The organism is Chloroflexota bacterium (assembly GCA_026710945.1).
Lineage (GTDB): Bacteria > Chloroflexota > UBA11872 > VXOZ01 > VXOZ01 > VXOZ01.
In genome coordinates this window covers 16721-30487 of sequence record JAPOQA010000045.1, presented here as the reverse complement: position 1 = coordinate 30487, position 13767 = coordinate 16721, and the positions used below count along the sequence as shown (strand labels likewise).

Annotated in this window: 11 protein-coding genes; 2 read left to right on the top strand and 9 right to left on the bottom strand. The window is 58.9% G+C overall.

Annotated features, from left to right (window positions below; genetic code table 11):
- Positions 1–494 precede the first annotated feature (494 nt).
- From OXE05_09145 to OXE05_09125, 5 genes are all read right to left on the bottom strand, one after another.
- Positions 495–2309 (bottom strand): exonuclease domain-containing protein, encoded by a 1815-nt coding sequence (locus tag OXE05_09145; protein ID MCY4437480.1) that lies wholly within the window; start codon positions 2307–2309, stop codon positions 495–497.
- A 499-nt stretch (positions 2310–2808) separates the two neighbouring features.
- On the bottom strand, positions 2809–3894 hold the full coding sequence (locus OXE05_09140; protein MCY4437479.1) for an Ldh family oxidoreductase: 1086 nt from the start codon (positions 3892–3894) through the stop codon (positions 2809–2811).
- Entirely contained in the window at positions 3891–4910 is a 1020-nt protein-coding gene (locus tag OXE05_09135; protein MCY4437478.1) for an NAD(P)-dependent oxidoreductase, read from the bottom strand. The genes OXE05_09140 and OXE05_09135 overlap by 4 nt, the downstream gene beginning before the upstream one ends.
- On the bottom strand, positions 4807–5367 hold the full coding sequence (gene pgsA / locus OXE05_09130; GenBank protein MCY4437477.1) for a CDP-diacylglycerol--glycerol-3-phosphate 3-phosphatidyltransferase: 561 nt from the start codon (positions 5365–5367) through the stop codon (positions 4807–4809). Before pgsA ends, OXE05_09135 begins: the two co-directional genes overlap by 104 nt.
- A 437-nt stretch (positions 5368–5804) precedes the next feature.
- Positions 5805–6641, bottom strand: coding sequence for a DUF4115 domain-containing protein (locus OXE05_09125; protein ID MCY4437476.1), 837 nt, complete (start codon positions 6639–6641; stop codon positions 5805–5807).
- 745 nt (positions 6642–7386) lie between these two features.
- Here OXE05_09125 and OXE05_09120 point away from each other — a divergent pair.
- Positions 7387–8235 (top strand): 6-phosphogluconolactonase, encoded by an 849-nt coding sequence (locus OXE05_09120; GenBank protein ID MCY4437475.1) that lies wholly within the window; start codon positions 7387–7389, stop codon positions 8233–8235.
- A gap of 77 nt (positions 8236–8312) precedes the next feature.
- On the opposite strand, the gene OXE05_09115 is transcribed toward OXE05_09120, so the two are convergent.
- Positions 8313–8768 (bottom strand): DUF4276 family protein, encoded by a 456-nt coding sequence (locus tag OXE05_09115; GenBank protein ID MCY4437474.1) that lies wholly within the window; start codon positions 8766–8768, stop codon positions 8313–8315.
- A 167-nt stretch (positions 8769–8935) separates the two neighbouring features.
- On the bottom strand, positions 8936–10123 hold the full coding sequence (locus OXE05_09110; GenBank protein MCY4437473.1) for an AAA family ATPase: 1188 nt from the start codon (positions 10121–10123) through the stop codon (positions 8936–8938).
- Between the two features lie 388 nt (positions 10124–10511).
- Here OXE05_09110 and OXE05_09105 point away from each other — a divergent pair, with 388 nt between their 5' ends.
- Positions 10512–11519 (top strand): Gfo/Idh/MocA family oxidoreductase, encoded by a 1008-nt coding sequence (locus OXE05_09105; GenBank protein ID MCY4437472.1) that lies wholly within the window; start codon positions 10512–10514, stop codon positions 11517–11519.
- 124 nt (positions 11520–11643) lie between these two features.
- Here OXE05_09105 and OXE05_09100 read toward each other — a convergent pair whose 3' ends face one another.
- Both OXE05_09100 and OXE05_09095 read right to left on the bottom strand, forming a co-directional pair.
- Positions 11644–13068, bottom strand: a complete 1425-nt coding sequence (locus OXE05_09100; GenBank protein ID MCY4437471.1) for an ATP-binding protein — start codon at positions 13066–13068, stop codon at positions 11644–11646.
- Positions 13068–13745 carry a response regulator transcription factor gene (locus OXE05_09095; protein ID MCY4437470.1) on the bottom strand — a complete coding sequence of 226 codons (678 nt, stop codon included), beginning with the start codon at positions 13743–13745 and terminating at the stop codon, positions 13068–13070. The genes OXE05_09100 and OXE05_09095 overlap by 1 nt, the downstream gene beginning before the upstream one ends.
- Between the last annotated feature and the right edge of the window lie 22 nt (positions 13746–13767).

Here is a 13767-nt window from a genome sequence, read left to right as displayed (position 1 = left end):
TACTCAAGAGCGGGGGACAAGCCTCCGCGCTACGTCTGCCTATCTGGCGGTAGCGTAGGTTTGTAACCTGCGCACACCTGATCCATAGGCAAACCGATTGTTGGCCGTAATGAGGTGACTCCGACCGCGTGCCGCCGTGTCAATTGCATCCTACTCAAGAGCGGGGGACAAGCCTCCGCGCTACGTCTGCCTATCTGGCGGTAGCGTAGGTTTGTAACCTGCGCACACCTGATCCATAGGCAAACCGATTGTTGGCCGTAATGAGGTGAATCCGACCGCGTGCCGCCGAGACCTTTGCACTCTACTCAAGAGCGGGGGACAAGCCTCCGCGCTACGTCTGCCTATCTGGCGGTAGCGCAGGTTTGTAACCTGCGCACACCAGTCATAGGCAAACCGATTGTTGGCCGCAATTTGCTACCCGCTAAGTGGGCCGCGGTAATTCCAGATGAGAGTGGCGTACGGGCCCCAAGCTCCACGCATCAGAAGACCCTTCTCTAGCCAAGCATCGTCCCTTGCATGTCTCCTGAGCCGCCGGTTGTGGTTGGCTCTACCACGCCCAAGCGCTCCAGGCGCTGGCTTGCCGCTGCCATTGCGACATGCACGCACGTTGGGTCGATCGGGATGACTGCGGGATCATCGCGGTGCTGGTACACCCATTGCAGAATGAAGTGGCGAATGGTGTCAGCAGAGGCTGCGTTATCGGGCAACGAGAGGTAGTGGGCAAAGAACCCGTGCAGCGAATCCACCAGGACCGTTTCCGTCGCCGGCCCAATGGTCTCCTGTCCCAGCATTTGGCCGTTGCGGACGAAGAAGAGATGAATCTTGCCCGGCGGATCCGCCGGATAGATAAGCAGGATGGTGTGACCGGCGAATCCTCCTGAGAGCGGGCGGTGGTGTGCGCGCAGCCGGCGCAGAACTTGCAGCGCCGCGTCCGCAGCAGGCGCCTCCCGGGCCTGCCAGTGTGACACCACGGCTGCCGGACCTTCCGACAAGAACTGAAACACCATGTTCGCTTGGTCTTGTGCCGAAAGATCGGCTGCGGCAGAAAGCAGACGACGCGCCACGCGCGCACTCCAGCTTGCCGCCGCGCGGTTGCGGTAGGGCCCAAAGTATGCCGAGTCGTCCGGCCGCAGCCGATTGCTCGTTTGAACTTTGATACCTGCCTTCTGGCTGCGCCAAACGCGGACGTATGGCTGCACGGGGCGATACTGCTGCTGCACGTTGTAGACCGGCTGCAATTCCTGAATGATCTGCGCTTCGCGGAGCAGCGCCTCGAACTCGGAGCCGGTGACCTCAACGTCTATGCGGTCAAGCCGCTCGATCATGCCGTCGAAGAGTCGGTCGGGGTTCGCGAGGTGGCTGCGCACCCGCCGTTGCAGCGACTTGGACTTGCCCACATAGAGCACGGCACCATCGCTATCCCGAAAGATATAGATGCCGGGAAGTGCGGGCAGCAGCCGGATTTGCGCCTGCAGTGCGGAACGGTGAGCGGGCAGGCGGTGCCCCTGGCCGCTTTCCAGCCAATCCAAGAACGCTCGCATACTCGTGTTGTGTTCGGGAGGAACCTGGTCGATTAACCGTGCAAAACACTGGGCGGTCACGCGGGCATCGATGAGCGCGCGGTGCTTAGGCGCATCATTCAGGCCGAAGTGCCGCGCCATTCGTTCCAGGCTCGGCCGCTTAAGCTCCGGGAGGAGTCGTGCGCCCATGAGCACCGTATCGATCGTCAGATTGGCAAGTGGCCGACGCTTTGTCCAAAGCGCCTCGTTGCGCAGAAAGCTGAGGTCGGAGGCGATATTGTGACCCACAACCGGTACATGGTCGATAAAGGCGTACAGTTCATCGAGCACCGGGCCCGCCGTGGGCGCGTCGCAGAGCATGTCATCGCTAATGCCGGTAAGTTGCCAGATGCGCTTGCTTACGCGCTGCCCGGGGTTTACCAGCGAGTTAAAGCGAGCAATCTCCTCCCCATTGCACACGCGCACTGCGCCAAGCTCGATGATGCGATGGCGGCCCGCGATGCCGCCGGTGGTCTCGACATCGAGCACCACGAAAACCTGCGACGTGAGTAGCTCTTCAGTGTCTTGCTGCCAGTGCGCCAAACCCCAGTTACCCGCAGCGTTTTGTACGAAGCGACCGTCGGCGCTGAGCTTCTCTTCGATAAGGCGCAGCAAAGCGGCGGGCAACTCGCCGTTCAATTGCATAGCGGCTCGCGCGAGCGGCGCAATGTCCATCTCGCTCGCGCCTTCATCCAAAATACGAAAGGCGCGTTCGACAAGAACCTGTCGTTCAAATGCTGGGAGTGCCATTACGATAGGGCCTAGATTGTAGAGTGGTTAGGTTTTGTTGACTTACCAAGAATAAGTTCGGCATTGCACCAAAGCAGGCAGCAACCCCGCCTGTCAGTGCCATGAAAACAGAACGCAATCCTCCGTCAATCCTGTAAGTGTTGAGTAAATCGTTGACAGAATCCGCTTTCCATTCTGAGGAGTTGACGGTACATGTCATTCCGAGCGCAGCGAGGAATCTAGAATCAATGTCGAACATGGTCCATACGGCACAGTACTCTAGATTCCGCGAACAGGGTTCGACACTCCGCTGCGCTTCGTTCGGAATGACATATGTACTTGTCATGTCTAGCAATGCGGAAGGTTGCTTTTGTTCTCAATTCTGTCAACGAATTACCTGACATTTACAATTCCGGCGCAAGCTCGCCCCCGCACGGGGGCGCGGATTCCATCTTCGCCGCACACACCCTGGATTCCGGCTTTCGCCGGAATGACGGTCAAGAAGGCGGCCGCATCATGTTCAAACTGTGAGCGCGACACCCGTTTGTGTGGCAAGTTGCTGGAGGTCGGCAAGCACGGCGGGGTCAAGCGGGATGCCGTTTGCTTCCCGATCTTGCCTGCACTCTTGTTCAATTTCACCCGGCAGGGTAACGCGGTCGAATCCCGGCGCCAGCGGCAGCTCCCGCATCTCGGTCAAGAGCGCTTGCATCCGCTCCTCGAACGATTGAGCATCCACGAATGCTGCGATATCGATTGCGATGAAGAGGTGGGCGACGTCGGCGGGCCGTGTCATATCGCTAAAGAACCCCGCGGCATGCACGCCCAGGGGCGCGCCGGTAAGGAGAGACGTGAATATCTCGACCATCAACGCAAGTCCGGAACCTTTGTAGTCTGCCAGCGGACGCGCTCCGCCCTGCCTGGCGCGCGTCGGGTCGGTGGTGGGCAGGCCGTCGGGTCCGACCGCCCATGAATCCGGAATGGATTGACCGCGCTTTTCCGCGAGGACCACGTGTCCCATGGCCACAACGCTCGTTGCCATGTCCAAAATGAGCGGTGGGCCCTGGGTCGGCGCGCCAAAGCAGATGGGGTTGGTGCCCAGGAATTTCTTCGCCGCGCCCCAGGGCACCATGGCCGGGCTTGAGTTGGTCGTCACGATACCGAGGCAACCGGCCTCCGCCATTTGCAGCGCGTAATCGGCTGCCATGCCGAAGTGGTTGCTATTGTGAACTCCTACGCTGCCAATGCCCTGCTCTTGGGCGAGGCGGATCGCCGATTGCGTGGCATACGTGCTGACCGGCACGCCCAGCCCGTTGTCGCCATTTACCAACGCGGAGGCGGCGCGTTGGCGTTCGACGTGGATGCTGGGACTGGCGTTGACGACGCCATTGCGTATGCGCTGCGCCAGCGCGGAGAGGCGCGTGATGCCGTGACTTTCAACCCCGCGCAGATCGCAGAGCACGAGGTGCCGCGCCGATTGCTCCGCATGCTGTGGCGGGATGCCTTCATGCACAAGCACGTCCCGCGCAAACTGCTCTAGACGTAGTGCTGGAATACGCTGCGCGGCGGGGGTTGGCGATGCGTCCGCGCCTTTGCGAGGCGCGCTCACGCCTTGCCTACCTCCACGTGTGCCAGGTCTTCCAGGGGCTTGACCACGGCCGTTTGATCTTCGTCGGCCAGTCCTTGCGCGATTGCCTCTTCGTAGACGAGTTGCGTGAGGTTGCTAATGAGCAGCCTTACACTCGCCTGCTGGCCGAGTTGCGTGGCCAGCCGCAGGTCTTTCACAAGCAGCTTGATGGCGAATGCCGGGTCAAAGTTACGCTTCAGGATAAAGTCCGGCATTGCGCGGTGCAGCATGCGGCTGTCGCCCATTGCGGTTCCCAGCACTTGGTAGGATGTTGCAGGATCTACGCCGTTCTTGGCGCCGAGCACCATTGCTTCAACAATGCCGGCCAGGTTTATGCCAACGAGTAGTTGGTTTTGCAGCTTTACCACGGAGCCGGCGCCCAGCGGACCGACGTGGAAGATGTTCTCACCCATAGCCTGAAAGAGCGGCTCGGCTCTGGCAAAGGCTTCCGCCTCGCCTCCCGCCATGATAGCCAGCGTGCCGGCCTCGGCCCCCATCGGGCCGCCGCTAATCGGCGCATCGATGAATTGAATCTGCTTCTCCGCAAGCGCGGCACCGACACGTTTGGCGGTGGCGGGATCTATGGTGCTATGGTCCACGAACACCTGTCCCGCACGCGATCCGTGAATAGCGCCTGCCTCTCCCAGGAAGACCTCTTCTACGTCTTCCGGCATCGAAACGCAGGTGAGCACGAAGTCGGCTTGCTCTGCGCCTTCCCGTGGGCTTTCTACCAGCGTGCCGCCTGATGTGACGAATGCCTCCGCCTTGCTGCGCGTGCGGTTGTACGCGTAAACATCATGGCCGGCCTTGCGCAGATTGACCGCCATGTGCATGCCCATCGTGCCGAGACCGATAAAGGCTACCTTCATTTCACGTGAACCCCTTTTATGTTGTCTAAGTTGGAGAATGCGTTGCCTTGGCGCTGCTTGCTTCCCGAATCTTGCGAATTCCGCTATACATGTACTCTCCTCCGGAGTAAACGGTGAGAGCCAAGGCAAGCCAGAGGAGAATGTCGCTCACGATGCCTTGCCAGACGAGCAACACGAGCAACGCGATGAACGTTACACCGGTCTTCAGTTTGCCGACGCGTCCCGCCGGAATGGAAGCGCCTTTCTCGGCAGCTTGTGCGCGGAGGCCGGTCACGGCCATCTCCCGGCTGACAACTACCGCCGCCCACCAGCCGGGCAAGAGCTCTACCTGCACGAGGGAAATCAAGACGACGACAACGAGGACTTTGTCCGCCACGAGATCGAGTGATGCCCCAACTGACGTGACGGTAGCGCTGCGGCGCGCCACAAATCCGTCCAGCCAATCCGTCGCCGCTCCTAACGCAAGCAATGCCGCCGCCAGCCAATACCATCGCGGCGTGCCCTCGCCCCAAATGACGAGAAACATGATGAGCGGCGCAAGCGCGATGCGTAACAGCGTCAACTGCGTAGCATAGCCAACGGGCATGAACTATTCCTCTAACAGGTCGGCGTCCTACCGCCTGCCATGCGGCGTTATCCTGGCTATTCACGATACCGCTATCGGGGCGGCGCGGCAACTCTGGGCAGGTTCCCGCAGACATTTATGCGGGACGAATGTAGCCTATGCTCTTGCGGCGGACCTCACGCCAACTCTGTCATTTCCCTGCCCTTGTGCCGCTCGATCCCGTCACAACGGCACTCCAACCGGTTGTCCCTTTGCGCTATCGTGGGTTTTCGATGAAGAACCGAATCCGGAAGAAAACGGCGGACGATTCCGGAAAATCACACAAGTTTCACTCGGGGACGTGAGAGGGGTCGGCAGCCGAAGACTTAACTCTGCGTAGGTTAGGCGACCGGGCACAACAAACTCAGCGCAGATCCACCACCGGCGGTAACGTGCACAGGGCTTTCGCCCCCATGCCGCTATTCCGAAGCGGGAACCGGCGTACCGTTCACGGCGATCACTAATTCTCCGTCATCTGATCTGACGGCCTCGAAGACCACGGCATTCTGGCTTTCAAGCAAGGGGCCGACTTCGCTGCCATTGACGGTAATCTCGACCCCACCGGTGCGTCCAAACGTGATAGAGATGCTCTCCGTTGCCGACCACGTCAGCGGCTCTGTACCTTGGTCGGTCTCTGGGCCGATCGTGTTTACGTAGATGACTTCATCATCTGCCGAAACACTGAGCCAAGCCTGCTGGGTTGTGGACCGCAGGGTTACGTTGACGCCGGAATCTATGACGGGTGTCGGAGTAGGTGGCAGCTCAGGTGTAGGAATAGGGGAAGGGGTGCGGAGTGGCGGTACGCGGACCAGCGGTGTCGGTTCGGTCGTCGGAGTAGGCTCGCTCTCTACGACCGTTGGCGCGGGGCCTGCCGACAAGTACTCCTCGTAGACAAAGTTAAGAATCACACCGAGAGCGATCATGGACGCGAAAGCCAACAATATCTTCAAGCTGAACAGAGAAGAACGTCGAGCCGGCTCCTCCTGCGACTCTTCCACAGAAGTCTCTGTACTATCGCGTTCTTGGCGATCGAATTCTTCAGCAATGTCTTCCGCAATCAGTCCCAGGTAACGGGCATAATTGACCAGAAACCCACGGGTGTAAACCGATGCAGGAAGTGAATCGAAATCATCTGACTCTAACGCCTGCAATGCGGATCGGCGGATGCGCGTGGCTGCAGCAGCCTCCTCTAACGAGACACCCTTCGCCAACCGCGCCGCGCGTAGCGTCTCTCCAATTCGCTGGCGCTCTTGCATTAAATAACTCCACGGCAGACTGGGAGCGCTCCCCTATCCCCAATAGTCAGCCGCGCTACCTTGTCTATCTTGGTGGCCTATTCAAAATGTCGCCGCACGGGATCGAGCTTATCCTTCATTGTACGAGAGTTACGGCCTACTGTGCACTTGACGCATGACCTTGTGCTCCGAATGAAACACGTATGGGGAACCGCAACCTGCATCAGTACTCCGTTGTACCGCGCCGACGCTATTTTATCTCTCCTGCGAATCGCCGCCCATCATCCGGCAGCGCATTGATAGCATTGAAACCACCTTGCACTGCAACTAGCCCAAAGCAATATAATCCTCATGGAACCGGAAATGATCGGATACTGAGCGGAACGTGATTTACCATGCTCCGCGAACGCCCTGACATACCAGGTCGTGCGGAACCGCTCTCGCTTCGTATTGCCACTCACAGGATAACAGACTTGGGTATCAGTTGCGATAGCATTTACCTCCGCCCGCAATTCAGACGTCACCGATTCTGGGTAGTGTGTCGGAACAGCGAGAGGGCTGGATGCAACGCACGTCGTGTCGTTGCAAGCATCTGCAAAGGGCGTGTGCCTAGCCCTGCGGACCGAAACTCGTAGTATTATGAAGTTGAGCCGCCACCGCGATGGCTGAATCTTGAGATTGCTGGGGGGGGGGGCGAACAATCGCTAATGCAACTTTGCTCACAGGGCTTGTGAAGAATCTACGGTGAAAGGAGCGTAGCGCAGCTATGGGTCTGGAACTTGACGCTTGGATGCGCCTTCCCGCAGAGACTCTGCAAGACGAGGCCAAAGTGCCGGTGCACATCTTGCCAAGCCGCGCGGCCCTCTACGCCGCGTTTGCGCGCGAGATTGCCGACGAAATCAGAGCCCACAACGCCGCCGGTGGACCGACGCGGCTCATCCTGCCGGTAGGGCCAATCGGTCAGTTTCCCGTGCTGGCCGAGATCTGCAACCGCGAACGCATCTCGTGGCAGAACGTGTGGACGTTCAACATGGACGAGTACTGTGACTGGGAAGGCCGCTCGATTCCGCTCGACCATCCGCTGAGCTTCGAGGGCTACATGCGCGAAAAATTCTTTGCGCGGCTCGAGCCTGACCTGCGCATACCGGAAGACCACGTCTTCTTTCCCCGCATCGAGCGCATCGACGAGGTGAGCGAGACTATCGCCAAGCTCGGCGGCATCGACTCCTGCTACGGGGGGATCGGCATCCACGGTCACGTGGCGTTCAACGAACCGCCTATCAGCCGCTTCTACCAGGTGACGCTGGAGGAATTTCGCAATTCCCGCACCCGCGTCCTGCCGCTGGCGCCGGAGACCACGGTGATGAATTCCATCCGCCGCGTGGGGGGCAACTTCTATACCTTCCCGCCCATGGCGATCACGCTCGGCATGAAGGACATCCTGGAATCCCGCCGCATTAGGCTCTACTGCGACGGCGGCGACTGGCAGAAAGCCATCCTGCGCATCACCCTGCTCGGCGAGGTCTCCACCGACTACCCGGCGACCCTGCTGCAAGAGCATCCGGACGCCCTCATCACCGCCGATGCCGAGACGGCAGAACCGTTGGGTAGTTAGTGGATTGCACCCGGGAGCGTTGCGCTCCGTTCTTGACATAGATTGACGAATTGTAGGTTAGCCGAGGCAATAGACAGCTATGGTTGGCAGAGTTTTTCAAGAGTTGAGAGAAAGCGCTCAGCAAAGGGTGACTTCTCTCGAACCTTGGCCGGATCTAGCTCTGCGAGAATTTCAAAGCTGGCCTTGCCCTTGGAGTACTCGCCTTTGCTGGTACTGTGTGTGGCCCGCTTGAGCCCTCTTTCCACTTCTTGTTTTGAAACTTCTTCCACCTTAGGATTCTTGGGAAGAGCGGCCCTTAGGAATTCTTGTCCGTAATACAACTCGAGTGCCTCAGGGTCTGCAAGGAACCAAGATTCCATCACTTGCACCATGAGGTGGCACTGGTCGTTAGTCGCGCCTCTAGGTCGGTTCCAATTATCACTTGCCTTTAGGTGTTGCCAAGGCCCTCGTGACCTAACCGGTTCTTCTGCATCCACAAGTAGAATTGCGTCCTCTCCCTCCCCTACCGCCCTCTTGAAGTCCCTAAATGCCATTTCTCGGCTGCCGCAACGAATGAAGCGGGGCATTCTACCAGCCAATCCCGCCTTACCTACAAACTTACTGAACGCTTCACGAAACGTACTGTTTCGCTCTGAGCGTCTACTCTTTCTTCCCCTACTATCCGAGCCGCTGCCACCGCCTTCCACGAATACTCTGAAGCTCACCAGACATTCCCTCCCAGGTCTCCACGTGTCCAGAGTTCGCCAAGTCGGTAGTCTTCGAGCCAAGACTTTAGAGCGTCTGCGTCTAAGCGACGCAGCTGAGTTGCGCCATCCACTTTCTCACAGATCACGACTGCCTCTGGAGTATCCGACAGTGCATCTACGAGGATATCGGAGTGTGTAGTTACAATGACTTGGCTCCGTTCCGACGCTTCGACGAGAAGCTTAGCCAACTTGGGGATGACATCTGGGTGCAGCCCCGTTTCCGGTTCCTCTATGCAGATTACCGAAGGCTGATTGGGGTGACAGAGTACGGCAAGCAGGCAAAGGAATCGCAAAGTACCATCGGAAAGTCGTATTGAAGGAATAGGATGGTATAAGCCTCTTTCATGAAAAGATACCTGTATACTACCGCCGAGCAAAGCAGCAAGAATGTCCTGGACTGGCCGATGAAAGTCCTGAATGTGGTCAAGAATTCTAGACTTTGTAGCTGGTTGATTCAGCAGATAGCTCAATACGGCGGCGAGATTTGAGCCGTCTTCCAAGAGGTAGTCTTGTATGAGGTCGGCCTGCTGAGGTCGTCGCAGCGGAGAGTTGTGCCCCAAAGGGAATTCTCGATAGATTCTAATTCCCTCGAACGTATGCGTCAGTCGCTCCAATCCAGAGAGAAAGCCTGGGTTTCGCAACTGTGACAGAATTGACTGTTCGAACTTGACGTCTTCCCGCTTCAGTTGTCGCTCTGACGATGGTTCTCCGTCAACACGGATTACTGGGTTACCGTCCCGGTACTGGTAATAGAAGGCCGGGCTCGTACCTGGGGAACGCGAATGCTCATCTTCTATAGCTTCATCCTTGAGCACGAACCGAGCAAAGAACTGTGAAAAAGAGAGTCGATACCGTAGCGGCTCATTCCACAAGTTTTCGACGGTTACTTCTATGGTGGCTTTTGGCGACTCCTCGGACCCTTTCCAAAGCCACTCAACCACACCACCTCCAACACGAAGCGGCTCCTGTAAGTCCCTGGGCGCCGCTGCAAGAATCGCTAACGCCTCAAGAAAATTGGACTTTCCTGAAGCGTTTGGGCCAACTATGACATTCAAAGGTTCAAGTTGGAGCACTGGAGTGGAAGGTCCATAGGAGAGTATGTTCTCCAGTTGAACCGTTCGAATCAGCTTTCTGCCGTCCATTTTGCCGTCCTTGTTCTGTCACTCTCCAGTGTGAACAAATGCCGAAAAAGAACTCAACTCCTATGTCGTAGCACTGTTGCGAAAGCACAATTGTAATAGTAGCAAGTTACAGCGAGAGCGAGTTTTGCTTTCCTTCACTGAGGGATTCCTAGAGCAAGTACAGGCAATTTGATAGACTCTGCCGCATCTTCGTAAAGCCTTAGAAGCACTTTCTACCATAGCACGACCAGTTGTGGCGATGTTGCAGAGTTTGTGTCCTAATTGAAAACGAGATACAGCCCTTTGGTGGTATCATGCCCCAGTAAGAAAAGAGGCTCCGACTCTTGCGTGCCTGGGCATCACTGATAGCTTGAAGCATGGCTTCTAAACTCAGGGAGGACAATTCCAAATGGCATCAAAACATGATCCAATCCGGTTCGGCATAATCGGTCTCGGTGTCGGCAAATCGCGGGTGAAGCAGGCGGCGACCACGGCGGGGGCGCAGTTGGTGGCGGTCTGCGACCTGCAGGAGGAGCTGGCACAGGCGCAGGCGGCGGAGTACGGCTGTGAGTGGCACACCGACCACCGCGCCTTGCTGGAGCGGCAGGATATCGACGCGTTGGGCATCTTCACGCCCAGCGGCACCCACGGTGACCTGGCCATCGAGAGTCTTCAGGCGGGCAAGCACACGTTTACGACCAAGCCGATGGACGTCACCACGGCGAAGATCGACCAGGTGCTGGCCGCCGCAGAGGAGAGCGGCCAGTTGCTGGCGGTGGACTTCCAACGCCGCTACGAATTGAGCACGCGCCTGATTAAGCAGGCGATAGACGCGGGCAGGCTCGGCCGCCCGATCTTTGGCGACTTCCGGCTGAAGTGGTACCGCGCCGACAGCTACTTTGCCGGCGGCAATCCGCCGGGCTGGCGCGGCACGTGGCAGTACGACGGCGGCGGTTCGGCAGCCAACCAGGGCATCCACGGCATCGATCAGACTCTGTGGTTCATGGGGCCGGTGCAGAGCGTGCGGGCGCGTATCAACATCTTCAATCACGACATCGAGACCGAAGACGCCTTGGAGGCGCTGGTCACCTATGCGTCCGGCGCGTGGGGCATCATACAGACCACGACCACCGTCTACGGCGGCCTGGGGCACGAGCATGAGATTCACGGCACCGACGGCACCATCCAGATGCGGCAAGAGGACATTACAACGTGGGCTTTTGTCGATGACCCCGACGGCGGCCTGCCAGATCCGGCGGAGCTTCCGCCCGGGCCCAACAATATCATCGAGGACATGATCGGCGCGTTGCGCGATGGCAAGCCGGTCGCGTGCACCGGGCCGGAAGGGCGTCGCTCAGTGGAGTTGCTGGAAGCCATGTACACGTCGGCGCGCGAGGACCGGGAAGTTACGCTGTAGCGCGACCTCACGGCTGCGTGCCTCTCGCTGCCAGTCTCAACGGCCTCCGGATTCCACATGTGGCATCCTGACCGCCGCCGCAGCCGTTCCTGCGGCCAAAGCGCACGTCCCGAGAGGATTATGCTCACACAATCAGGGGAAGCCGCATAGTAACGGTGACGCCTTGTTCCAGCCCGTCGCTGGCTACGTCAACTGTACCCCCGTGCGCTGCAACGATAGCTTGGGTGATGGCCAAACCCAGCCCCGTGCCGCCTATACCGCGACTGCGAGACTGGTCGGTGCGGTAGAAGCGGTCGAAGACGTGGGGTAGGTCCGCGACGTCGATGCCGATCCCGTCATCGGTGATCGAGATTGCCAACGCCTCAGCCGCCTCCGCACCCGCTGCGGGGTCGCCTTCCAGCCCTGCCCTGATAACGATATTCCCGCCGGCCTCGGTTGCATTGATGGCGTTGCTTATGACGTTCCCCAATGCCTGGCTCATACGCATCCGGTCGAGGTTCACGTCCGGGAGGTCAGCGGATGCGTGTAGCGACAATGCGATCTGTTTCGCCTGGCATTGCGGCTGCCAGCGGTCCGCCTCTGCGGTGAGCAGTTCAGTGACCGAACTTGCTTCGAGCGTGAGCCGCAACTCACCGTAGTCCGTCTCCGCAAGCCAGTTCAGATCCGTTACGAGACCGCGCAGCCTGCTCACTTCCTGGATGATGTGGTCGGAGGCGTCCTCAGGCGTCTGCAGTCCGTCGCGTAGCCCTTGCGCTTCCAGTTGTATGACGCTCAGCGGCGTATTCAGCTCATGAGAGACATCGTTTATGAGCCTCCTACGCAGTTCGCGCTGGGTTTCCAAGGTGGTGATCATCCGGTTGAATGCCGTGCTCATCCGGCCCAATTCGTCCGAGGATGTGACAGGCAGTTGGGTCGTATCCCCCTGGGCGATTGCCTGAGTTGCCTCGGTCAGGGCCGTCACCGGCGCCGTGATCCGCTTGGATAGCCAGGCGGCCAGCAGCAAGGCGACGGCGGCCGTCACTGTGCCGCCTATCAGGGTGATGTACAGGAGCGTGTTGAGAAACCCAAGCGACTCGGTGGCGAGCAACTCCTGGTTCACGTCCACGTAGACGTGGCCTACAGGCCGGTTCGCAGTAAGATCGAACACCGTCTCGCGATGCCCGCCCAGATCGGGAGCCACGGTCCCAGGTGACAGGTCGGACAAATTGTCCTTCACCACACGTCCATCGCTGCCGACGATGACCACGCGTACCTGGTCTCTGTGGAAAAGTTCCGAGGACTCCTCTTGCCCGTGCCCCTCACTCTCCCGGCCTCCGGTGTAGATGAACCCGGCCTCGGACAGTACTCTGTCCACGGTTTCCCACCCACCGGCAGCGGTATACTCCCGGCTCAGATTCCGAGCTAACTGGGTCGCCTCGTCACCGCCTATCCTATCCACGAACACACCCAGGCGGGACTGCGTCGCGTAATAGCCCACGCTAACACTGATCAAGACGGTGAGGACGACGACAAGGACGGTCGCGCCCATGATGCGCCAGCGTAACGGCATTATGCATCCTCCGCCACGAACCGATAGCCGGCGCCGTAAACCGTCTGAATGGGCTGTCTGCCATTGCGGTTGATCTGCTTGCGCAGGCGGGCGACCTGGTTGTCGATGGCGCGGTCGAATCCATCGAATTCGTCACTGAAGGCCAACTCGATGAGTTGATCGCGGCTGAGCACCTGGTTGGGATGGCGCATGAACGTTGCGAGCAGAGCGATTTGCGCCTGGCTCAGCGTCACCGGTTCTCCACTGACCGTCACGCTCCGGTCGGTCTCATTGAGCGTAATAGCGCCGCGTGTGAGAACCTGCTGGACTTTGCCCTTGACGCGACGCAGCACGGCGTCGGCGCGCGCAATCACTTCCTCCGGATCGAAGGGCTTGACGATGTAATCGTCAGCGCCGCTATCCAGTCCGCCGATGCGCTCGGCAGGAGCTTCTCTGGCGGTCAACATGATGATGGGAACATCCGATTCGCGACGTAGGATCTTGCACAGTTCCACACCGTCGAGCCGGGGAAGCATGAGATCGAGGATTATCAGGTCCGGGATCAGATTCCGGGCCAGCGCCAGACCGGATTCGCCATCGTGCGTAACCTCAGCGGAGAAACCGGCACGCTCGAAATACACTTTGACCCAATTTGCGATTCTGGTATCGTCTTCGACTATCAGTACTGTGCCGCGCATTGCCAGCCTTCTCGGAAACTAC